The organism is Minwuia sp. IMCC3009 (assembly GCF_029909415.1).
In the GTDB taxonomy this organism is placed as follows: domain Bacteria; phylum Pseudomonadota; class Alphaproteobacteria; order Minwuiales; family Minwuiaceae; genus Minwuia.
In genome coordinates, this window is sequence record NZ_CP123781.1 from 4140238 (window position 1) to 4162806 (window position 22569).

The 22569-nt window shown below is 63.7% G+C and carries 21 protein-coding genes; 10 read left to right on the forward strand and 11 right to left on the reverse strand.

The window, feature by feature from the left end:
* Positions 1-4: 4 nt before the first annotated feature.
* Positions 5-1774, forward strand: coding sequence for a HAMP domain-containing sensor histidine kinase (locus QGV55_RS19345; RefSeq protein ID WP_281018996.1), 1770 nt, complete (start codon positions 5-7; stop codon positions 1772-1774).
* A gap of 99 nt (positions 1775-1873) precedes the next feature.
* Here the strand turns inward: QGV55_RS19345 and QGV55_RS19350 are convergent, their stop codons facing one another.
* Positions 1874-2320: a helix-turn-helix transcriptional regulator gene (locus tag QGV55_RS19350; RefSeq protein ID WP_281018995.1), complete on the reverse strand. Its 447-nt coding sequence runs from the start codon at positions 2318-2320 to the stop codon at positions 1874-1876.
* Between the two features lie 151 nt (positions 2321-2471).
* On the opposite strand from QGV55_RS19350, the gene QGV55_RS19355 reads away from it, so the two are divergent.
* Genes QGV55_RS19355 through ligA form a run of 3 tightly spaced genes read left to right on the forward strand, consistent with a single transcriptional unit; the run spans position 2472 to position 7088 of the window.
* Complete coding sequence (locus QGV55_RS19355) at positions 2472-3320, forward strand: outer membrane protein assembly factor BamD (RefSeq protein WP_281018994.1); 849 nt, start codon at positions 2472-2474, stop codon at positions 3318-3320.
* 10 nt (positions 3321-3330) lie between these two features.
* The gene (gene recN / locus QGV55_RS19360; protein ID WP_281018993.1) at positions 3331-5004 is read left to right on the forward strand and encodes a DNA repair protein RecN; all 1674 of its coding nucleotides are present in this window, start codon (positions 3331-3333) and stop codon (positions 5002-5004) included.
* Positions 5001-7088, forward strand: a complete 2088-nt coding sequence (gene ligA / locus QGV55_RS19365; RefSeq protein WP_281018992.1) for an NAD-dependent DNA ligase LigA — start codon at positions 5001-5003, stop codon at positions 7086-7088. The genes recN and ligA overlap by 4 nt, the downstream gene beginning before the upstream one ends.
* An 18-nt stretch (positions 7089-7106) precedes the next feature.
* On the opposite strand, the gene QGV55_RS19370 is transcribed toward ligA, so the two are convergent.
* Both QGV55_RS19370 and QGV55_RS19375 read right to left on the reverse strand, forming a co-directional pair.
* Complete coding sequence (locus tag QGV55_RS19370; RefSeq protein ID WP_281018991.1) at positions 7107-7982, reverse strand: methyltransferase domain-containing protein; 876 nt, start codon at positions 7980-7982, stop codon at positions 7107-7109.
* A gap of 25 nt (positions 7983-8007) precedes the next feature.
* Positions 8008-8499 carry a peptidylprolyl isomerase gene (locus tag QGV55_RS19375; RefSeq protein ID WP_281018990.1) on the reverse strand — a complete coding sequence of 164 codons (492 nt, stop codon included), beginning with the start codon at positions 8497-8499 and terminating at the stop codon, positions 8008-8010.
* A 366-nt stretch (positions 8500-8865) separates the two neighbouring features.
* Between QGV55_RS19375 and QGV55_RS19380 the strand changes: the two genes are divergently transcribed.
* A complete protein-coding gene (locus QGV55_RS19380; RefSeq protein ID WP_281018989.1) occupies positions 8866-9972 on the forward strand; it encodes a TauD/TfdA family dioxygenase in 1107 nt (368 codons plus the stop codon).
* A gap of 45 nt (positions 9973-10017) precedes the next feature.
* Positions 10018-10707 carry a SprT family zinc-dependent metalloprotease gene (locus QGV55_RS19385; RefSeq protein ID WP_281018988.1) on the forward strand — a complete coding sequence of 230 codons (690 nt, stop codon included), beginning with the start codon at positions 10018-10020 and terminating at the stop codon, positions 10705-10707.
* On the opposite strand, the gene thpR is transcribed toward QGV55_RS19385, so the two are convergent.
* Genes thpR through QGV55_RS19400 form a run of 3 tightly spaced genes read right to left on the reverse strand, consistent with a single transcriptional unit; the run spans position 10680 to position 12219 of the window.
* Positions 10680-11243 (reverse strand): RNA 2',3'-cyclic phosphodiesterase, encoded by a 564-nt coding sequence (thpR, locus tag QGV55_RS19390; RefSeq protein WP_281018987.1) that lies wholly within the window; start codon positions 11241-11243, stop codon positions 10680-10682. The genes QGV55_RS19385 and thpR overlap by 28 nt on opposite strands.
* A 29-nt stretch (positions 11244-11272) precedes the next feature.
* A complete protein-coding gene (gene arsC / locus QGV55_RS19395) occupies positions 11273-11620 on the reverse strand; it encodes an arsenate reductase (glutaredoxin) (RefSeq protein ID WP_281018986.1) in 348 nt (115 codons plus the stop codon).
* Positions 11621-11673: 53 nt separating this feature from the next.
* Positions 11674-12219: an arylesterase gene (locus QGV55_RS19400; protein WP_281018985.1), complete on the reverse strand. Its 546-nt coding sequence runs from the start codon at positions 12217-12219 to the stop codon at positions 11674-11676.
* A gap of 169 nt (positions 12220-12388) precedes the next feature.
* Here QGV55_RS19400 and QGV55_RS19405 point away from each other — a divergent pair, with 169 nt between their 5' ends.
* Genes QGV55_RS19405 through QGV55_RS19415 form a run of 3 tightly spaced genes read left to right on the forward strand, consistent with a single transcriptional unit; the run spans position 12389 to position 17298 of the window.
* The gene (locus QGV55_RS19405; RefSeq protein ID WP_281018984.1) at positions 12389-13093 is read left to right on the forward strand and encodes an ATP-binding cassette domain-containing protein; all 705 of its coding nucleotides are present in this window, start codon (positions 12389-12391) and stop codon (positions 13091-13093) included.
* Between the two features lie 5 nt (positions 13094-13098).
* Positions 13099-15627 (forward strand): FtsX-like permease family protein, encoded by a 2529-nt coding sequence (locus QGV55_RS19410; RefSeq protein WP_281018983.1) that lies wholly within the window; start codon positions 13099-13101, stop codon positions 15625-15627.
* Between the two features lie 51 nt (positions 15628-15678).
* Entirely contained in the window at positions 15679-17298 is a 1620-nt protein-coding gene (locus tag QGV55_RS19415) for an AMP-binding protein (protein WP_281018982.1), read from the forward strand.
* Between the two features lie 106 nt (positions 17299-17404).
* Here the strand turns inward: QGV55_RS19415 and QGV55_RS19420 are convergent, their stop codons facing one another.
* Both QGV55_RS19420 and QGV55_RS19425 read right to left on the reverse strand, forming a co-directional pair.
* Positions 17405-18634: an NADH:flavin oxidoreductase/NADH oxidase family protein gene (locus QGV55_RS19420; protein ID WP_281018981.1), complete on the reverse strand. Its 1230-nt coding sequence runs from the start codon at positions 18632-18634 to the stop codon at positions 17405-17407.
* A gap of 119 nt (positions 18635-18753) precedes the next feature.
* Positions 18754-19179: a tautomerase family protein gene (locus QGV55_RS19425; protein ID WP_281018980.1), complete on the reverse strand. Its 426-nt coding sequence runs from the start codon at positions 19177-19179 to the stop codon at positions 18754-18756.
* 90 nt (positions 19180-19269) lie between these two features.
* Between QGV55_RS19425 and QGV55_RS19430 the strand changes: the two genes are divergently transcribed.
* On the forward strand, positions 19270-19860 hold the full coding sequence (locus QGV55_RS19430) for a TetR/AcrR family transcriptional regulator (RefSeq protein ID WP_281018979.1): 591 nt from the start codon (positions 19270-19272) through the stop codon (positions 19858-19860).
* Positions 19861-19910: 50 nt separating this feature from the next.
* Here QGV55_RS19430 and QGV55_RS19435 read toward each other — a convergent pair whose 3' ends face one another.
* Genes QGV55_RS19435 through QGV55_RS19445 form a run of 3 tightly spaced genes read right to left on the reverse strand, consistent with a single transcriptional unit; the run spans position 19911 to position 22568 of the window.
* Positions 19911-20666 (reverse strand): ABC transporter ATP-binding protein, encoded by a 756-nt coding sequence (locus QGV55_RS19435; protein ID WP_281018978.1) that lies wholly within the window; start codon positions 20664-20666, stop codon positions 19911-19913.
* Positions 20663-21415: an ABC transporter ATP-binding protein gene (locus QGV55_RS19440; RefSeq protein WP_281018977.1), complete on the reverse strand. Its 753-nt coding sequence runs from the start codon at positions 21413-21415 to the stop codon at positions 20663-20665. The genes QGV55_RS19435 and QGV55_RS19440 overlap by 4 nt, the downstream gene beginning before the upstream one ends.
* Before the next feature lie 10 nt (positions 21416-21425).
* Positions 21426-22568, reverse strand: coding sequence for a branched-chain amino acid ABC transporter permease (locus QGV55_RS19445; RefSeq protein ID WP_348637668.1), 1143 nt, complete (start codon positions 22566-22568; stop codon positions 21426-21428).
* Between the last annotated feature and the right edge of the window lies 1 nt (position 22569).

Sequence of the window (22569 nt, forward strand, 5' to 3'; positions counted from 1 at the left end):
CTCCGTGAAAAGCTATTATTTGCTCATCTTGAATGCCTATGCGAAATGCAAAATTGTCATAAACCTGTCTATTTTTGTGATTTTTGGAATTATTAGTGTAAATATATTGTTCTATATCTATGAAGTAAGGGGGTTTTTTTCTGCGAACGAGGAGAGCGCAGTCTGGCATGCAACACAAATCGAGTATGATGCCCTGAAAATTGCGGACCTGAGCCAGAGAACCCGGAGTCGAGCAACACCGGAACAAGAGCGCGAGGTGTCATTTTATTTCCAGTCGATCAGATCACGCCTCGATGCTTCCAGCAAGGGGCTGATCCGAAAGAAGTTCAGCAAATTTCCAAGAGCAGAAGAATTCATTCGCAAAATTTCGGAAAGTCTGAGTAAAATAGAATTGAGATATAATAATACCTATTATATTGACCGGTCAAACGGTGCTGATATCGACAATCGACGCATAGCATTTGAAAATTTTCTCAGATTGTGTCGCCAGTTTTCCTCATATTCTGCTGTTCAGGAGGCGAGATTGAGAGATGAACAGAGAAGTATAGGAATGACGTTTGCGGGCGTTTTTATTGTATCCGGGCTATCGATTTTGATTCTTCTATTCAGTGTTTTTCACTCTATTCATCAGGGTATCCTGAAAGAGATCAGTGCAGAGCCGGAGAAGTACCTGAAAAAAATGTCAAATAGTCAAATTGGTGAGCTTATTTCGGGTTTTATATACAATACACCAGTAAAAGTAGTGTTTATCGACGATATAGAAGGATCTCTCGTCAGGTCTTTGACTTACACCGAGCTCGAGGGGCCGCATATCATGGGTGTCCAGATCGACTCAGGAGATGAATTCGATGTTGATCCGGCCCTAATCAGTGACAGCGTCCAAAGGCAAAAGAGCTGGATCGGAACATTGAGGATCACTCGATCATCCGAGGCCCGACCAGACGAATTCTTCATGATAAAAATTTCTGAACCGACCTATGGAAAATTTCGATATATTTGCATGATAATTGATGTCACGACATATGAAATCGAGCGCATGAATCACCAGAAGAGAGAATCATTGCTCTCTATGGGTGAATTGGCGGGCAGTTTGGCTCATGAGATAAGCCAGCCCATAAATAATATTGGTCTCCTGACATCGAATCTGCGAGCGAGCTTGAGTAATTTGGACGCGCCGTCAGTGAGGCTCAAAAAAATTGAGTCACAAATTGATCGTTGTCGCAAGATTATTGGCGCGCTTCAGAGTCTTTCATCCGGCCAACTGCGGGATATTGAACAAATAGACGTTCGTATCATAATGGAAAATTGGCAAAATGGATATCGGCACCGCAATCTGCAGGGTGTAAGAATGATCGTTAGGTGCTGTCGGGAAGAATGTTTGATCGACTTCAACAGTATTATATTGAGTGAAGTACTTTCCAATTTGGTTGACAACGCTCTGGATCAATTGGACCGTCACCCGCCTTCGTATCCAGTCGTTCTGATATGTTGCGCGCCGCATGGTGATCATGTGCGGATAGAAATTTGGGACAACGCAGGTGGGGTTCAACAAGGGTTGGAGAGGCGAATATTTGAGCCATTCGTTTCCACAAAGCATAACCACGGCGGGACTGGTCTTGGGCTCACCGTTGCGCGCAAGTTCATAAGGCAAGCGGACGGCGAACTGAGCTTTCGTCGGCGCAAGAATGGATCAATCTTCACGATCGACCTGCCGCGGAGTATGCGTGTCGATGGTCAAGCCTCTCTGTCTGTGTGGAGTCATGAGGCGGGCTGAGAAGCCTGCCGGCGGGTTCCTGGTCACACATCCTTATCGCTGTCGGATTGATGCAACTGCATCGGCTACCTCACTTGGCGGTTGGTGTGTTGCGGCTGACTATTCGGCCGGCTGGGCCAGACTGCGAACCTGGTCGCTATTCGGCCCGCCGCCATTGACCGGCTCCCCATCATCCGCATGTTCGTCGGCCAGTGCGCGGACCAGCGTGGAGATCGCGCCACGGATCGAGGCATTGTCCAGCCGCCCGAAATTGCGCGCCAGGTCGATGGTGGTGCGGTTGGTGCCGCCATGTGCCAGGTCGGAGACCGAACGGGCGGTCTCGCCTTCCAGTCCTTCGAAGAAGAAACCGACGGGCGAGCCGAGCTGCCGCGCCACCTCGTAGAGCCGGCCTGCGCTGACGCGGTTCGCACCGGTCTCGTATTTCTGGACCTGCTGATAGGAAATCCCCAGCAGGCTGGCGAGGTCATGCTGCGTCATGCCCAGTTCTGCCCGGCGGCTGCGGATGCGTTCCCCGACGTGGCGGTCGATATGGCGAAGTTGGTGCATTCTGTGACCTCAGTCCTGCATTGTGACACGAATTGCGAATCGCCGGACCAACCGGCACCGCTTTCACGAAATCTCCTTCATGTGCATCAAAAGCCGTGCCGGTCTTCGCGCATAGCTTGATTTCGACAGGACCGCGTGAGACATAGATTTCATGAAACACGCGGTTCAGGACTGGTTTTCTGCTGGGCGCATCATGCTGTTGGGCATGGTGATGGTGCTTGCTGCGGCGTGCTCCGACGACTCCGGCGACAAGAAGCCTGTTGCGGAGGCGCCCGAAGACACCCCGGTGGAGGTCATCTACAATCAGGGCCTGGATGAGGTCACCGCCGGGGACTACCAGGAAGCTGCGCTGACGTTCGATCTGGTGGAGCGGCAGTACCCCTATTCGGTCTGGGCCACCAAGGCGCAGTTGATGGCGGTCTTTTCCTACTACATGACCAACGACTATGACCTTGCCATCGGTGCCGCCGACCGGTTCATCCGGCTGCATCCGGGCAGCGCGGATTCGGCCTATGCCCACTACATGATCGCCGTCAGCCACTACGAACAGATCACGGATGTCGGGCGGGACCAGGGCCGTACCGTGAAGGCGCTCGAATCGCTTGAGGAAGTGATCCGACGGTTCCCGACCTCGGCCTATGCCCAGGATGCGCAGGCCAAGCTGGCCCTGACGCAGGACCATCTGGCAGGCAAGGAAATGGAGATCGGGCGCTACTACCTGCAGCGGCAGCACTATGTCGCCGCCATCAACCGGTTCCGCAATGTCGTCCGCGACTACCAGACCACCAGTCACACGCCGGAGGCACTGCATCGCCTCACCGAGTCCTATCTTCTGCTGGGCGTCACGGACGAGGCGCAGGCAACGGCCGCGGTTCTGGGCCACAACTTCCCCAACAGTGTCTGGTACCGCGATTCCTACGCGCTTCTGTCAGGCCAGCAACTCGCGCCGGAAGCCGACGACGAATCATGGATATCCAGCATCTGGAACGCCGTCTTCTGACGGTCACACCATGCTGAGATCGCTCGCGATACGCGACATCGTTGTCTTCGACCGACTGGACCTCAGCCTCGCGCCGGGGCTGTGTGCGCTGACCGGTGAAACGGGTGCGGGCAAGTCGATCCTGCTTGATTCGCTCGGCCTCGCCCTGGGCGCGCGGTCAGAGGGACGCCTGGTGCGGACCGGGGCGGAGCGGGGCGGCGTAACGGCCATCTTCGAACTGCCCGCCGATCATCCCGTCCGCGCCTTCCTGTCGGAGAACGATCTGCCCGATGCGGAAGGGGAGGAGCTTTTCCTGCGGCGCTCGGTCGGTGCGGACGGGCGCAGCCGGGCCTGGATCAACGATCATCCCGTCAGCATCAGCCTGCTCGCCGCCATCGGGGCGCGGCTTGTCGAGATTCATGGCCAGGCGGCGGAGGTCGGTCTGCTGGACGCGGCCAGTCATCGCCCGATCCTGGACGCCTTTGCCGGACATGAGGCGGAGGTTGCGGCACTGCGTCGTCAGTGGGATAGCTGGCAGCAGAGTGCGGCCCGGCTGGCGGAGGCGAAAGCGGCGCTGGAGCAGGCACGGGCAGAAGAGGACCTGCTGCGCCACACGGTCGAGGAACTGACTGAACTCGCGCCGATGGAGGGCGAAGCCGACCAGCTTGCCGAACGGCGTGGTTTCATGATGCAGGTGGAGAAGATCGCGGAAGCGGTCAGCGACGCGACGGCGGCGCTGGAGAAGGACGGCGGCGTGGCGGCCAAGCTGCGCACGGCGGAGCGCGCCCTGGACCGCGTGCGGGAACAGGCAGGGGAGCGGCTTGGCCCGGCGATGGAGGCCCTGGCCCGTGCCGGTGTCGAACTGGATGAGGCCGTCAATGCCATCATGTCCGTCAGTGCCGATCTGGACGCTGACCCGGCGGATGTCGATGCGGTGGAGGAGCGCCTGTTCGCACTGCGCGCCGCAGGGCGCAAGTATCAGATCGATCCGGATGCCCTGCCGGCCCTGCTGCAGGCCAGGATGGACGAACTCGCCTCCCTGGAACGCGGTGACCGCGACCTGCAGGCGCTGGAAACGGAAACAGCGGCGCTGGCCAAGGCCTGGCAGGCGGCGGCGGAGGCCCTGAGTGCCAGACGCCAGACGGCGGCCACCGCGCTGAACAGGGCCGTGGAGGCGGAACTGGAGCCGCTGCGCATGGGCGGGGCACGCTTCATCACGGAGGTGACACCCCAGCCGGAGGGGCACTGGGGGCCGGAGGGAATGGACCGGGTCTCCTTCATGGTGGCCACGAACCCCGGCGCCCGTCCCGGACCGATCGCGAAGATCGCGTCGGGGGGCGAGCTCTCGCGTTTCATGCTGGCGCTGAAAGTCGTGCTGGCGGCCACCGGCGACGCGCCGACCATGATCTTCGACGAGGTGGATCGCGGTGTCGGCGGGGCCACGGCGGACGCGGTCGGCGAACGGCTGGCGCGGCTGGCGGAAACCTTTCAGGTGCTGGTCGTCACCCATTCACCGCAGGTCGCGGCCCGCGCCGACCGGCAATGGTTGATCGCCAAGAGCATCGACGAGACCGCCCGCACCCGGGTCGATCCATTGCGCGGGGATGCCCGCCGGGAGGAGATCGCGCGGATGCTGTCCGGCGCGGAGGTGACAGTGGAGGCACGGGCCGCCGCGGATCGCCTGCTGGGAGAGAGAAACGGATGAGCGAGGTGGACACGGAACAGGCCCGTGCGCGTCACCGCACGCTGGCAGCGCGGATCAACGCTGCAAACAAGGCCTATTACACGGCCAGCAAGCCGCTGATGACCGATGCGGCCTACGACGCCGAGTTCCGGGAACTGCAGGCGCTGGAGGCGGAGCATCCGGAACTGCTGACCCCGGACAGTCCCAGCCAGCGGGTTGGTGCCGCACCTGCCGCCGGGTTCGCCAAGGTGCGCCACGCCCGGCCCATGCTGTCGCTCGGCAATGCCTTCTCCGAGGAGGACGTGGCCGAGTTCCTGAAACGTATCCGCCGCTTCCTCAGTCTGGATGACGAGACGGAACTCGCGATCTGCGCGGAGCCGAAGATCGACGGCCTGTCCGCCAGCCTGCGCTACGAGAACGGCAGGCTGGTGCAGGGGGCCACCCGTGGCGACGGGCAGGAGGGGGAGGACATCACCCGCAACCTGCTGACGCTGGACGATATTCCCGAGACCCTGAAGGGCGATGCGCCTGCGGTGTTCGAGGTGCGTGGGGAGGTCTACATGTCCAAGCCCGCGTTCCAGGCCCTGAACGACAGCCAGCTGGAGGCGGGAAAGCCCGCCTACGCCAATCCGCGCAATGCGGCGTCCGGGTCGCTCCGCCAGCTTGATCCGGCGATCACCGCTCGGCGTCGGCTGAACTTCTTTGCCTATTCCTGGGGGGAGGTGGAGTCGCTGCCTGCCTCCACCCAGTCCGGTGTGCTGAAGGTGCTGGAAGCCTGGGGTTTCACAGTCAATCCGCTGACCCGGACCTGCACCCGCCTGGACGAGATCATGGCCTTCTACCGTGACGTGGAAACCCGTCGCGGGGCGCTGGACCATGACATCGACGGGGTGGTCTACAAGGTCGACCGGCTCGACTGGCAGGACAGGCTCGGCTACGTCAGCCGCAGCCCGCGTTTTGCCATCGCCCACAAGTTCCCCGCGGAACAGGCCAGCACCATCCTGCGCGGCATCGACATCCAGGTCGGGCGCACCGGCGCCCTGACCCCCGTGGCGCGGCTGGAGCCGGTGACGGTCGGCGGCGTCGTGGTCTCCAATGCCACCCTGCACAACGAGGACGAGATCCGCCGCAAGGACGTGCGCATCGGCGATACGGTGACCCTGCAGCGCGCCGGGGACGTGATCCCGCAGATCGTCGGTGTGGTGGCGGACCGGAGGCCGGCGGGGACAGAGCCTTATGCGTTCCCCGAGACCTGCCCCGTCTGCGGCAGCCATGCGGTGCGGGACGTGCGCGCCTCCGGCGAACTGGACGTGGTGCGCCGCTGCAGCGGCGGGCTGATCTGCACCGCCCAGGCGATGGAGCGGCTGAAGCACTTCGTGTCCCGCAATGCCTTCGATATCGAGGGGCTGGGCGCGAAGCAGATCGAGATGTTCTTCGCCGCCGGCGAGATCACGACGCCTGCCGAGATCTTCACGCTGGAGGCCCGCAACGGCGACCTGAAGCTGGAGGAGCGCGACGGCTTCGGCGAAACCTCGGTGAAGAAGCTGTTCGCGGCGATCGAGGAACGCCGCAGGATCCCGCTCGACCGGTTCCTGTTCGCCCTTGGCATCCGCCATGTCGGCCAGACCACTGCGCGCACCCTGGCCGCGAGCTACCTGACGCTGGACGCCCTGCTGGAAGCCCTGAAGGCGGCGATGGCGGATCCGGAGGGCGAGGCCCATGCCGACCTGGAAGGCATTGACGGCATCGGCCCGACCGTGGTGCGTGAACTGCTGGAGTTCATGGCGGAGGAACACAACCGCACCGTTCTGGATGACCTGCGGAGCGCGTTGTTGGAGGTCGAACCCTTCGAGGCCCCGGCGCAGGACAGCCCCGTCGCAGGCAAGGTGGTGGTCTTCACCGGATCACTGGAAACAATGACCCGTGACGAGGCCAAGGCCCGCGCCGAATCCCTCGGCGCCCGCGTCTCCGGCAGTGTCTCGAAGAAGACCGACATCCTGGTCGCCGGACCCGGTGCCGGATCAAAGGCGAAGAAGGCCGCCGAACTGGGTATCAGGACGCTGACGGAGCAGGAGTGGCTGGATCTGATTTCCGGGACAGCCTGATGGCCGTTCCCCCGCGCCTCACGCCGGGCGTTCGGCGGTCAGGTGCAGGCGCCAGGTGAGGATGTCGTCATCGCTCTGCCCGGCATAGTCGGGATGCACCGGCGGGCGGCTGTCGATGCGGAAGCGTTCGGCGTCCAGGATGCGGAAACCGGCCGTCTCCAGTTTGGCGATGATCTGCTCCGCCGGAAGACGATTGATGTACTGCACGTCGTTTTCCAGCCAGTTGCGGAACAGGCTGTCCGAGTGCCGCAGGTAATGTTTCTTGGAGCGGCTGGGGTCGTAGTGGGCCAGATGGTCGTCCAGCCCGACCTGTGCCACCAGACGCCCGCCGGGCTTGGTCACGCGGAACCAGTCAGCGGCGTTTGAATCGAAACCGCTGGCCACCACATGCTCCAGCACGTCGACGGAATAGAGCATGTCGAAATGCGCGTCCGGATAGGGCAGCGCACCGTTGTGATCGATGGCGTAGTGCAGGTCCAGCGGCGCATAGGCAGACGCGAAGTCCGATGCCGCCTCCACCCTGCCCAGACGCTCCAGTGCTTTCTCCCGCCGTGCCGGATCGAGGTCCATCGCGGCAAGGCCATTGCGGACCTGTGGCAGGGCGTTGCGGAAGGCGTCGTAGGACCGGTTGTCCCAGACGTCGAAACAATGGACTTCCGCATCATAGATCAGCGCGGGATAGAGGCTGTAGGCGTGCATCCAGCCGGTGCCAAGCTCCAGGAACCGCGCGGGGTCGGTCATGGGAGCCTCGGCCAGCCGCTCCAGCACCCAGCCAGCCCGTTCTTCCGACAGCTTGCGTTCGCCCTTGCGGTTGCCAAGCCAGCGGTAGAGGGCCTTGGTCGGACCGGTGGCGGAGAAGGCGCGCAGCGCGGTGGCCGCAAGATAGTAGTTCATGATCCTGCGGCCCCGCGCCGGTGCATCAGCCGTCGACGTCCGCGGCGACCTTCACGCTGATCATCTTGTCGGGATAGCGCGGCGGCTCACCCGGCGCGATCGCGTCGACATAGTCCATGCCATCGACGACCTTGCCCCAGACCGTGTACTGGCCATTGAGGTGGTAGGCCCGCTGGAAGGTGATGAAGAACTGGCTGTCAGCGGAATTCGGATCCGACGTCCGGGCCATGCCGATCACACCCCGGTCGAACGGCACGTTGGAGAATTCGGCCCGCAGCTTCTTGCCGCTGCCGCTTGTGCCGGTGCCGGTCGGGTCACCCGTCTGGGCCATGAAGCCCGGAATGACACGGTGGAAGATGATGCCGTCGTAATATCCCTCGCGGGCCAGTTCCTTGATGCGCGCCACATGTGCGGGGGCCACATCGGGCATCAACTCGACCACGACGCGACCGTGCTCGAGCTCGATGTAGAGCGTGTTCTCCAGATCGCGGGCATCTGCCGCATTTGCTGCCGACATCAGTATGAGACTCCAGAAAATTACAAGAATTCGACGCATCACATGCTCCCAAGGCGGTCTGGTCGTGATCGCGACCCGTCTGGCGCCGTTTGTAGCAATGCTCGACCATGAAGAAAACCCACCCCGAAGCGACGAAAACAGGGCATCATTGTCACAGACACAGCGGGAACATGTTCGACCATGAAATGCTGGAACGCAAATGTGATCATGCCGGGCTGCGGACGGGGCGGCGCACGACGTGCCTGCATCCAGCGCGTGAAACAGGAACAGTGGTGGCCGCCGGGGCAGCCGACCGCATTCGCGAACTGATCATCGCGCCCGCATCGCGCGGCGTGCCCGTCCTGTCCCAAGTCCCGGAATCGTCTCATGAACACAATCAATGTCGCGCTGGAACAGCGTGATCTCGTGCTGCAGTGGCCCGATGGCGCAAGCAGCCGTTTCCCCTATATCTGGCTGCGTGACAATGACCCGGCCGAACTGCACCCCGACACGCAGGAGCGCATGTTCGAACTGCTGAGTGTCGCCGACGACACCCGCCCGGCAACGGCGGCCATTGAAGGCACGGACCTGCTGCTGCAGTGGCCGGATGTGGCGGAGCCGCGACGGCTGCAACTGGACTGGCTGCGGGCATATCAGCCGGGCCAGGTCCGGAACGACCCGGCCATGATTGCGCCCGAACCCTGGCCGGAAGGCTTCGCGCCGACGTATGTGCCCGCGTCAGCATTCGACACCGATGCCGGGCTGCTGGTTCAGTTGCGGGATCTGAAACGCCGTGGCCTGACCATCGTCACCGGTCTTGCCGACGACCCGGACAGCGGCGTGCGGCTGGCGCAGCGGGTCGGGTTCCTGCGCCCGACGAATTTCGGGCTGACCTTCGATGTCAGGTCGAAGCCGAACCCGAACAATCTCGCCTATACCGCCGGGCCATTGCCGTTGCATACCGACCTGCCGAATCAGGAGCTTCAGCCGGGAATCCAGTTCCTGCACTGCCTGGTCAACGGGGCCGTGGGCGGCGATTCGGTCTATGTCGACGGGCTGAACCTGTTGCGGGACCTGCGCAGCCAATACCCGGATGCGTTCGATGTGCTGCTGCACACCCAGGTACCGTTCCGGTTCCATGACGGGGAGGCGGACATTCGCAGCCGCCGCAGTGTCTTTGACCTGGATCCGATGGGATTTCCCTCCCGCCTGTCGATCAACAGCCACATCATGGATGTCATCGACCTGGAGCCGGAGCTGGCGCACCGGTGGTATGCGGGGATGCGTTGCCTGAAACAGTTGCTGGCCGACCCTGACCGGCTGGTGACCTGCCACCTTCAGCCCGGTGAGATGGTGATCTTCGACAATCGCCGGGTACTGCATGGCCGCACCGGTTTCGATCCGTCGACCGGGGATCGCCATTTCCGGGGCTTCTATGTCGATCACGGCGAACTGGATAGCCGAATCCGGGTGCTTTCGCGCATGATGGAATGATCCGAATCAGATCCTGAACACTGGCGAAACGATCACCCCGACCGCATGGACGACCTGCCCGCAGACCTGAAGATCATCCGCAACCCGCGTGCGCGACGTCTGCGGCTGCGGCTCGACCGGCGGGAGGGGTTTCCGGTGCTGACCCTGCCGAAGGGGGTGCCGGAGCGGACAGGGCTGGCTTTCGTGCAGGAAAATCTCGACTGGATCCGCGACCGGCGGGCGGAACGGCCTGATCCCATCCCGTTCCTGCCCGGCACGCGCATCCCGTTCGGGGATCGGGAACTGCTGATCGTGCGGACACCGGACGGCCGCGGCAACACGCGCCTGAAGGCGGATTGCCTGCTGGTGGGCGGCGATGAAACACATTGCAACCGGCGGGTCACCGACTGGCTGAAGGTGCGGGCGCGGGAACGGCTGAAACAGCGGTCCCTGGTCCATGCGGACAGGATCGGTGAAACCATCAGCCGGGTCCGGGTGGCCGATCAGTCAAGCCGCTGGGGCAGCTGTTCGGGTCGGGGGGTGCTGTCATTCAACTGGCGGCTGATCCTGGCCCCGGATCATGTGCTGGACCATGTCGCCGCGCATGAGGTCGCGCATCTGCGGGAAATGAACCATGGCCCGCGATTTCACGCGCTGCTGGCGACATTGCTGGAAGATCCGCGTCAGGGGGATCGCTGGCTGAGCCGCAACGGCCAGCAGCTCCGTCGCTACGGCATGGTGGCGACGGGTTCCTGAACCGGGTCCAGTTCGAACTCCACCAGCGGTTCGTAACGCGCACCCTCCGACCCGAGATGGCTGCGGAACAGGGTGAAACCATCGACGGTGAAAGGCGGCAGATACAGTCCGCCATGGTCGGCAACAAAGCCTTCCAGCCGCCCCTTCGGCGCGTCCTTCAGCCGGGCAATGGTGACGTGGGGATGAAACTTGCGATGTTCCGCCCCCAGCCCGGCGGACTGTGCCGCCTGCTCGATCTTTGCCTGCAGATGGCGCAGTGGCGCCGACGGTTCCGCCCCCACCCACAGCATGCGGGCGCGGCGGCGGTCCCCGAAGATGCCCATGCCCGCCAGTGTCAGGTCAAAGGCGTCGGCGCGGACCCGTGACAGGGCGGCCACCAGATCCTCGGCCATGTCGCGCGAGGCGTCGCCGACAAAGCGCAGGGTCAGATGCAGGCTCTCCGGCGCAACCCAGCGCGCCCCGGGCAGACCGCCCTGTACCATCGTCAGGCGGTCGCGGAAGCGCGCGGGCAGATCAAGTGCAATGAACAGGCGCATGGTGACACCCTGGACAAGGATTGTGACATTCAGAGGATGGCGAGAACCGACTCCGGCGGGCGGCCAAGCGCGGCCTTGCCATTGGCCAGCACGATGGGCCGTTCGATCAGCTTCGGCGTCGCGATCATTGCCGCAATCAGTTCGCCGTCCGAGAGGCCGGGTTCATCCAGGCCGCCGGCCTTGTATTCCGCTTCCTTCCGACGCATCAGGTCGCGGGGCGCAATACCCAGCTTTCCCAGGATGTCGCTGAGTTCGGCGGCGGTGGGCGGGGTCTTCAGATATTCGATCACCGTCGGCGTGACGCCCTTGTCCTCCAGCAGTTTCAGCGTCTCGCGGGACTTGGAGCAACGGGGGTTGTGATAGATGGTGACAGACATTCGACTCTCTCCGGACATGAAACGCGGACTCAGGCGGCAGCTTGCGCCAGGGGTCAGGGACGCAGCAGTTCGGCAACCGGGCCGGACATGCGCGCGGCGATGATGGCGGCACCCTCCGCATTGGGGTGGATGCCATCCGACTGGTTCAGCGATGGCTCAGCCGCCACACCGTCCAGCAGGAAGGGATAGAAGGCCACCTCAGCGTCCGCCGCGACCTCGGCGAACAGCGGATTGAACTTCGCGGCATATTCATTCCCGAGGTTCGGCGGGGCCAGCATGCCCGCGACCAGGACCGGAATGTCTTTCGATGTCAGGTTCTCGATGATCGCCACCAGGTTGCGTCGGGTCTCCGCCGGATCAATGCCGCGCAGGCCGTCGTTGCCACCCAGAGCCACGATCACCAGATCGGGCTGGCCCTGCACGGCCCAGTCCAGCCGTGACAGGCCACCTGCCGTCGTGTCGCCGGATACGCCCGCATTCTCCACCACCACATCCAGCCCATCGGCCTGCAGTTTCTCCCCCAGCAGGCGCGGCAGCGCGGCGGAGGGCGGCAGGCCGTACCCGGCGGTGATCGAATCACCGAACATCACCACCCGCATTGACGAAGCATTCACCGCTTGCGGACAAACAATGGACACAAACATGACCATTGTGACGAAAAGCAACAGTCCGTTGATCCCCCGGCAGGCGCGGCCATATCGGGGGGAGGGTGCGCACGCGGCGGGATGCGCGAACCGCAGGGTCTGAAGCCGAGGAGAAAACACTGACATGGGCGACAGCCTCATTCGTCTGGAAGACGTTCACATCACTCTCGACGGCGCTGCAGGCGCGGTCAAGATACTCAAGGGCATCAGCCTCGACGTGGCCGCCGGTACCTCCGTGGCAGTGCTTGGCCCCTCCGGATCCGGCAAGTCCACCCTGCTCGCCGCGGTCGGCGGGCTTGAGGGTGTGACCAGCGGCAAGCTGACGGTCGCGAATAGTGACCTGACCCGGCTGGACGAGGATGGGCTGGCCCTGTTCCGTCGCCACCATGTAGGGATCGTGTTCCAGTCATTCCACCTGTTGCCGACCATGACGGCACTGGAAAATGTCGCAGCGCCCCTGGAACTGGCCGGGAAAGCCGATCCCTTCACCCGCGCGGAAAGGGAACTCGCCGCGGTCGGTCTGCAGGACCGCGCCGGTCATTATCCGAGCCAGATGTCCGGCGGCGAGCAGCAGCGCGTTGCCCTGGCGCGCGCGCTGGCGGCTGATCCGGCGCTGATCCTGGCCGATGAACCAACCGGAAATCTGGATGGCGAGACCGGCGAGAAGATCACCGAACTGCTGTTCGAGGCGCAGCGGGAACGGGGGACCACCCTGCTGCTGGTGACACATGACGAGGATCTGGCCACGCGCTGCGACCGCATCGTGCGCATCCGGGACGGGCTGATCGCCGATGACACACTGAACAGCCACGCCACGGCGGCGGCCTGATACCCATGCACAATCTCCAGACAGCCTGGCGCATGGCGCTGCGTGACCTGCGCGGTGGCGTGGCCGGTTTCCGGATCTTCCTGTTCTCGCTGGGCCTTGGCGTTGCCGCCATTGCCGGTGTCGGCTCGCTCACGTCATCGATCCTGTCCGGGCTGCAGGCGAACGGGCAGCAGATCCTGGGCGCCGACGTCGACCTGCGCCTGATCCATCGGGAGCCGTCGCAGCCCGCTCAGGACTGGCTTGCCGCCAACAGTGAGGCGGTATCGCAGAGCCTGACGATGCGCACCATCGTGCGCGCCACCTCTTCGGACGCGCGTACCCTCTCGGAACTCAAGGCGGTGGACGATCTCTATCCCCTCTACGGCCAGTTCAGGCTGGAAGGTGGCGGCGATCCGACCGTGGCCCTGGGTCTGGCCAATGGCCGCTACGGTGTCGTTGCCGCACCGGAACTCGCCGACCGGCTGGACGTGCGCATCGGCGAGATCCTGCGCGTGGGTGACGCGGAGGTGGAGCTGCGCGGGATCATTGCCGATGAACCGGATCGGGCATCCAGCGGGGCTGTCCTGCTGGGCCCGCGTCTGATGATCTCCGCGGATGCCCTGCCGGCCACCGATCTGATCCAGCCGGGCAGCATGATCTTCCGCCACTATCGGCTGAAGCTGCCCCCCGGTGCGGATCTGGCCGATTTCGTTTCGACATTGCAGGACCGCTTCCCCGATGAGGGCTGGAGGGTGCGTGACAGCCGTCGTGGCGCCCCGGGCGTCGAGAGTTTCATCGAACGGCTGCGCGTGTTTCTGATCCTTGTCGGACTGACCGCCCTGCTGGTTGGCGGGGTCGGGGTCGGCAATGCAGTCAAGGCGCATCTGGATACCAAGCGGCGCTCCATCGCCATCCTGAAGTGCCTCGGGGCGACCGGCGGTGACATCACGCGCATCTTCATGATCCAGATCCTGGTGCTTGGCACGGTCGGCATTGTCGCCGGTCTGATTGTCGGTGGTCTGGTGCCCTTCATCGTCGGCAGCCTGCTGGCGCAGGTGCTGCCCGTGGCGCCGGAGGCGAACCTGTTCGTGATGCCCCTGCTGCTGGCCACGCTCTACGGCATTCTCATCATCCTGACCTTCGCGCTCTGGCCGCTGGGTTCTGCCCGCCGGACCAGTGCCGCAAGCCTGTTCCGGGCCATGCTGGGCGATGGCGGCGAACGCCCGCCGCGCAGTTTCATCATCGGCACCGTGCTGTCGCTGGCGGGCCTTGCCGGGCTGACCCTCGCCAGTTCGGACCAGCCGGTGTTCGCGGCATATTTCGTGCTGGGGGCCGCGGGTTGCTTCGCCGTGCTGTGGCTTGCGGCACAGGGGGTCATGCGTGCCGCCGCGCGGGTGAAGGGTCCGCGCAGTTCGACCTTCCGCATGGCGCTGGCCAACCTGCACCGACCGGGTGCGCCCACGGTCTCGGTGATGATCTCGCTCGGTCTGGGGGTCACGCTGCTGGCCGCCGTGGCCCTGATCGAGGGCAATGTGAAGGGCCAGGTCGATCGCCGGGTGGCGGAGGAAGCCCCGGCCTTCTTCTTCATCGACATCCAGCCGCATCAGCTTGATCCGTTCCTGGCCATCGCCAAAGGTATCGACGGTGTCAGCAACGTGCAGACGGTGCCGACCCTGCGGGGCCGCATCACGCGCCTGAACGGTGCGGTGCCGGACGAGAGCAAGGTCGACCCCGGCGAGGCCTGGGTGCTGCGCGGCGACCGTGGCCTGACCTACGCCGCCAACCCGCCGGAGAACAGTCCGATCGTGGAAGGTGAATGGTGGCCCGCCGACTATCGCGGCGAACCGCTGATCAGCTTCGAGAAGGAAGCCGCTGTCGGGCTGGGTGTGGGGATCGGTGACACCATCACGATCAATGTGCTGGGCCGGGACATCACCGCCCGCATCGCCAGCCTGCGCGACATCGACTGGGGCACCTTCGCGATCAACTACCTGTTCATCTTCGATCCCGCGACCCTGGCCGGCGCGCCGCATACCCATCTGGCCACCGCCCATGCGGAGGGGGCGGCCGAACAGCAGCTCTACCGCGCCGTGACCGACCGGTTCGCCAACGTCAGCGCCATCCGGGTGAAGGAGGCCATGACCCTGTTCGACCAGATCCTGGGCCAGGTCGCGACGGCCATCCGCGCGGCCTCCGGCGTGACCCTGTTCGCGGGGATGCTGGTGCTGGCAGGGGCCATCGCGGCGGGACACAGGCGTCGGGTGCGGGAATCCGTGGTGCTGAAGGTCATCGGTGCGACCCGTGGCCAGATCCTGCGGATCAATGCCGCCGAGTTCGCCGTGCTGGGCAGCATCACCGCGATCGTTGCCGCCATTGCCGGGTCCGCCGCCGGATGGGGGGTGATCACCTTCGTCATGCAGGGCGAGTTCACCATCCTGCCCGCCCGGCTTGCGGTGGTCATCCTCGGTGCGATCATCCTGACGACCCTGCTGGGTCTGGCGGGTGCCTGGCGTGCGCTCGGACGCAAGCCTGCCGCCGAACTCAGGGTGGAGTGACAGCGCCTAACGGGTGTAGCATCCTCCCGCTTGACCTTGGGGGAGGATACAATGGCGACGGACAAGTCCGAATGGGTAGTCGGCAAGACACTGGCACGTCAGGCGCAGGAGCGCCCTGACGCACGTTTCATCCAGTTCGAGGACAATGAACCCTACACCTATGCGCAGGCACACCGGACCGCCAACAGCTATGGCAATGCCTATGCGCAGATCGGTGTCGGGTTCGGCGACCATGTCGTGCTGATGCTGCACAACCGGCTGGAGTATCTCTGGTCCTGGATCGGGTTGAGCCGTATCGGCGCCGTCGCCGTCGCGGTGAATACGGCCTACAAGGGCCGGTTCCTGACCCATGTTCTGACCAACTGTCGCGCGGGTATCGCGGTGGTGGAGCCGGAGTTCCTGCCCTGGCTGGCGGAGATCGAGGATACGGTACCGGATCTGAAGACCGTCTATGTGCCCAGCGACGGTGCCGACGTGCCGTGGCCGGAGTTCAGCCGGATCGATGTGCGGTCACTGGATGAACTGCTGAACGGCCCCGAGGATGACATCGATGTCGAGGTCACCTACAGCGACATCGGCATGATCATGTTCACGTCAGGCACCACGGGTCCGTCGAAGGGGGTGCTGATGCCCAACGGGCATCTGTACCTGATCGGTCTGTCGATGAAGGAATCCATGCAACTCGGGCCGGATGACCGGTACTACATCTGCATGCCGCTGTTTCATGCGCAGGGCATCCTGATGCAGACCTACGGAACCATGCAGGCCGGTGGCAGCGCCGTGCTGATGCGGTCATTCAGTGCGCGCACCTGGATCGATGATGTGCGCAAGTACAAGGCGACGGCGACGAACCTGCTGGGCGCCATGAACGACTTTGTCCTCAGTCAGCCGCCGCGCGCCGATGATGCGGACAATGACCTGCGCATCATGTGCGCCCTGCCGGTCACCACGGATACCATGAACAACCTGTCGAAACGGTTCGGCGTGAACAAGTTCACCGAACTGTTCGGCATGACGGAATGCAACCTGCCGGTCTGGCGGCCCTTCGATGCGCCCAACGAGGCCGGCTGTTCGGGCAAGGTCTGGGACGAGTATTTCGAGGTCATCGTGGCCCACCCGGATACCGACGAGGAAATGCCGGTCGGGGAGGTGGGCGAGATCCTGGTCCGCCCGAAGGAGCCGTTCTGCTTCATGCAGGGGTATAACGGCATGCCTGACAGGACGGTCGAGACCTGGCGGAACTTCTGGTTCCACACGGGTGATGCCGGTCGCTTCGATGAACGTGGCTATCTCTGGTACATCGACCGCATCAAGGACACGATCCGCCGCCGGGGCGAGAACATCTCGTCCTACGAGGTGGAGGCCGTGCTGCTGGAGCATGAAGCCGTGGCCGAAGTGGCTGCCGTTGCCGTGAAGGCGGAACTGGGTGGCGAGGACGAGGTGCTGGCCTGCATCGTGCTGAACCCTGACGTGCCCGCGCCGGAGCCGACGGAGCTGCTGGATTTCTGTACCCCGCGCATGCCCTATTTCGCGGTGCCGCGCTTCATCGAGTTCATCGACGAGATCCCGAAGACGCCCTCATCGAAGATCCAGAAGAACAAGCTGCGTGATCGCGGCCTGAGCGAGCGCACCTGGGACCGCGAGAAGGTCGGCTACAAGGTCAGCCGGTAGCCGCCTTGCACGCCCCTCCTCCCCCCTTGCGGGGGAAGGCAGAGGGCAGGCCCAGGTTGGACGTGACTGGACGTGGTGCGTGCCCGCTCAGCCAGCGGGTCCGAGTTCAGCGCCCGACAAGTGCGCTTGCCGTGGCTTCCTCGTTGGCGACATAGGCCTTCATCGCCTCCTCGCCGGTCATCGCGGTGTTCGGGTCCTGGCCATCGCCGTGGCTGATCAGGGCCAGTGCGAACCAGCCCATGCCGGCCTTGGCGGGGCGGATCTGCTTCTCCCATGCGCCGCAGGATTCGGCACCGGCAAGCAGCTTGTTGGGGGCATCTGTCTCGACGCACATCGGACGGCCCAGCCCGATCATGTCCAGTGCGCCGCTGGCCAGCGCCTCCTCCATGCCCTTGCGGCTGCGGAAACCGCCCGTCACCATCAGGGGCAGACTGGTGACCTTCCGCATCTCCTCCGCATAGGTCAGGAAATAGGCTTCCCGCCGTACCGTGCTGTCGGCAACTGCCGTGCCCTCGGTATTCTTCGATCCCATCATGCTCGGTTCTTCGTAGTTGCCGCCCGAGATCTCCAGGTGGTCGATGCCTGCTTCCTCCAGCCACTGCACGACCTTCAGGCAGTCCTCGCTGCTGAAGCCACCGTTCTGGAAATCGGAGGAGTTCAGCTTGACCGAGATCGGGAACATGGGGCCGCAGGCCTGGCGGATCGAGCGCACCACCGACAGCAGCAGGCGCGCCCGGTTCTCAAGGCTGCCGCCCCATTCATCGTCGCGCTTGTTGACCAGCGGCGTCAGGAACTGACTGAGCAGGTAGCCGTGGGCGGCATGGACCTGCACCCCGGTGAAACCGGTGTCCTGCGCGACCTTTGCCGTATGGGTGAAACGCTCGATCACCTCGCTGACTTCGGCAGCGGTCATGGCGCGCGGATGGGCGAAGGCCGATTCGGGCAACGCCAGCGGCACGGCGGACGGGGCGACAGGCGCCTCGCACACCCGGCGCGGGGTCTGTCGGCCCGGGTGATTGATCTGCATCCACAGGTGCGTCCGGTTGGCGGTGCCTGCCGCCGCATAGGCGCGCAGTCCGGCCAGCGCCGTCTCGTCCTGGGGGCCATCGATCACGACATTGCCCGGACGTTCCAGATAGCGCCGGTCAACCTGCACATTGCCGGTGACAACGACACCGGCCCCGCCCTTGGCCCAGCGGCCATACAGGCTGGCGTGGCGCGCTGTGGCCCGGTTCATCCCGTCAGCCAGCCCCTCCGTCAGCGGCGCCTTGCCGAAGCGGTTCTTGACGATGGCACCACAGGGCAGGGTGAGGGGGCTGGCGAGTGTGACGGACATGACGGGCGACCTTCGAATGTTTCAGACGTTTCCTCTGCCATACAGCCCCGCCCGTCGGGAACGGTCAATTGCGTTCCCGTCAGGGCAGGGTCGCCTGAAACCGGAAGTGCCGGGTCGGCCTATTGTCCGGTGGGCGGACTGGGCCGGTTCTCGCGGCGCCAGCGCTTCTCGTCTTCCGAGTCCGGCAGGGGCGGGCGATAGCTCTGGATCGACCACAGGTCGAAGGCCGTCTCGTCGATATGAAACTCCCAGTCCAGACCGCGGTCCCTGATGAAGGGGGCCAGTGCCTCGTCACACTGGCCGATCCACCAGGTGCGCATCTCCGGGGTTGGCAGGGTTCTGGCGATATGGTCGATCCAAATGCGCACGAAATTGCCGTTCGGTTCGCCACCGACATAGAAGCTGTCCGCGGCCACCTCCTGAAACACGACGCCGACATAGAACTTCGGCAGATTGCGGTACAGCGCCGTGATCCGCTGTGAAAGCTGCTGCTTGTCGTCAGCGGAAAAGGCGTCGGCGGGGTGATAGACTTTCCAGAGGGGCATCGGTGCACTCCATGTCCGGGCTTGATAATAATGATGATCGTCATTATTAAATTGAGTGCCGGAACACGATTGTCAAGTTGGGTGAACGAAATGCGGATCAGCAGGGAACAGGCGCAACGGAACCGGGCGCGGGTACTCGAGACGGCGTCGACACAGTTCCGGGTGCGCGGCTTTGACGGTATCGGTGTCGGTGATCTGATGAAGGCTGCCGGCTTCACCCATGGCGGCTTCTACAATCACTTCCCCTCCAAGGACGCGCTGGCGGCGGAGGCGCTCGACCACGCCTGGCAGGAGATGGCGGCCCAGCGCGCCCGGGCGCGCAATCTGGAGCAACTGCTCTCTGGCTATCTCTCCCGGGCGGCGCGGGATGCGCCTGGCCTGAACTGCCCTGCCGCGGCACTTGGTGGTGATGTCGGCCGTCAGTCGGACGCTGTGCGGGCCACCTTCGCCGAGGGGCTGGAGGAAATGATCCGATCCGTTGCCGCACTCCTGCCGCAGCCGGATTCCGCGATCACGCGGACCCGCGCTGTCGATCTGGTCAACCGGATGGTCGGCGCGCTGATGCTGTCCCGCGCCGTGCCAGACGACAGTCCGATGGCAGAGGAGATACTGCAGGCCGCATTGCAGTCGGCGCTGTCAGACGCGCGGACATGGGACGCTGCGTCGGAACGGGACCTCTAGAAGGCCCGGCCCCGGCTCAGAACCCATCATCCGGTGGCCCGGACCGAACGTCAGATTGCCAGGTACTCGTGCCGCAGATCGGCATTGTCGAGCACTTCACGGGCGGACCCGCGGAACACGATCTGCCCCATGTCGAGGATCAGGGCGCGGTCGGCCAGCTCCAGCGCGGCAACGGCATTCTGCTCCACGATGATGGTGGTGATGCCGAGCTCCTTGATCTCCGCCACGATCTTCTCGATCTCCTGCACGATCACGGGGGCCAGCCCTTCGTAGGGTTCATCCAGCAGCAGCAGTTTCAGATCCCGCGCCAGCGCCCGCGCCACGGCCAGCATCTGCTGCTCGCCGCCGGACATGGTGACGGCCTCCTGCCTGCGCCGCTCTGCCAGGCGGGGAAAGTGGTCGTAGATGCGCTCGATCGACCAGCCGAGCGGCTTCTCGATCTGTGCCAGCTTCAGGTTCTCTTCCACGGTCAGGCCCTGGATGATCCGCCGGTCCTCCGGCACCAGACCGACGCCCAGCTGGGCCGCCTGCCAGTCTGCCATGGTGTGCAGCGGCTGACCCTCCAGCCAGATCTCACCCTCATGCAGTTGCGGATCGTCCATGCGCGCGATGGTACGCAGCGTCGACGTCTTGCCGGCGCCGTTCCGGCCCAGCAATGCCAGGATCTCGCCCTGCTTCACATCGAAGCTGACGTCCTGAACGATATAGCTCTCGCCGTAATAGCTCTGCAGCCCCTGGCAGGAGAAATAGGCGTCCCCGGACTGCACCGGAGCCGTTCCGGCCTGTTTCGCCGTTGCGACATTCATGCGTGCGCCCCCCCCAGATAGGCTTCCTGCACCTTTGGATTGCCCTTGATGTCCTCCGGCTTGCCGCCGGCGATCACGGTGCCCTGGGCCAGAACGCTGATGTGATCGGCCAGGCTGAACACGACGTGCATGTCATGTTCGATCACGATCTTGGTGATGTGCGTACCGACACGCTGCAGCAGGTCGACCGTATTGTTGGTGTCGGCCCGCGACATGCCCGCGGTCGGTTCATCCAGCAGCAGCAGCTTCGGGTCCTGGACCAGGCACATCGCCATTTCCAGCCGCCGCTTGTCACCGCGTGACAGGCTGGAGGCGATGATGTCCCGCTTCTCCTGCAGGCCAACTTCCTCCAGCACCTTCTCCGCCATGTCCCGTACCTCACCGCGCGTACCGACGGTCTTCCAGGCATTGATGCGGAAAGACCCGTCGACCTTGGCGAAGGCGGGGATCATCACGTTCTCCAGAATGCTGAGATCCGTGAAGATCTCGGGCGTCTGGAACACGCGGGCCACCCCGGTCTGGTTGATCTCATGCGGCTTGATCCCCAGCAGCGACCGGCCATTGAAAATGACGCTGCCGGTGTCCGGAATCAGCCTGCCGACGAAGCAGTTCAACAGGGTCGACTTGCCCGCGCCGTTGGGACCGATGATGGCATGTACCGTGCCTTCCTCGACCGAGAGGTTCACCGCATTCAGTGCCTTCAGGCCACCGAAGGCCTTGTTCACGTCTTTGACTTCGAGAATTGCCATGTCCGTGTTCCTACTCGGCAGCCTGTTTCGCGACATTGCGCCCGGCATCGCCCTGACCCCGTCCGCGATACCAGCCATGGATCCGCGCCAGCCCCTCCATGAGGCCGCCAGGCAGGAAGATGACGATCGCCATGAAGACGATACCCAGCAGCAGGCTCCAGCCCTCACCCACGAACGGGCCAATGACGAACACCAGTGCGTCGTTCAGGAAATCCGGCAGGAAGGAGAAGCTCTCCGCCAGCAGGCTGTCATTGTAGGAGGAGAAGATGTTCTCGAAGTACTTGATCAGCCCGGCGCCCAGGATCGGACCAACCAGCGTTCCGGCGCCGCCGAGGATGGTCATCAGCACGACCTCGCCCGATGCCGTCCATTGCATCCGCTCCGCCCCCGCCAGCGGGTCGGTGACCGCCAGCAGCGAACCGGCGAGACCGGCATACATGCCGGAGATGATGAAGGCCGTAAGGGCATAGGGCCGGGTATTGAAGCCGGTGTAGTTCATGCGCACCTGGTTGGTCTTGATGGCCCGCAGCATCATCCCGAACGGCGAACGCTGGATCCGCAGTGCGATGAAGAAGGCAACGATCAGCAGCACGCAGCAGAAATAGAAGCCGGGATAGCCGCTCATCTCCAGCCCGAACAGGTTGGTGGAGGGCAGTCCCTCAGTCTGCTCCACGAACATCCGGTCGAGAATGCGCGCGTCGTCCTGGCGCAACTGCAGGCCCGTCTCGCCATTCGTGATCGGCGTCAGCACGGAGTAGGCGAGATTGTAGGACATCTGCGCGAAGGCCAGCGTAAGGATCGAGAAATAGATGCCGGACCGCCGCAGGCTGACGAAGCCGATCAGGGCCGCGAACAGGCCTGAAACCATGACCCCGAAGATCACCGCCGGGATGACGTTCATGGTCACCCCCTTGAACATCCAGACGGCCGCATAGGACCCGACGCCCAGGAACGCGGCGTGCCCGAAGGACAGATAGCCCGTCAGGCCGAACAGGATGTTGAAGCCGATGGCGAAGATGCCATAGATCGCGAACTTCTGGAGCAGGTCGGGATAGTTCGCCCCGACCGGCCAGGCCAGCAAGGGCATGGCCAGGGCGGCAATGGTGAAGCCCAGGAACAGAAGCTTGTCGTTGCGTGTCAGATCGCCAAACATC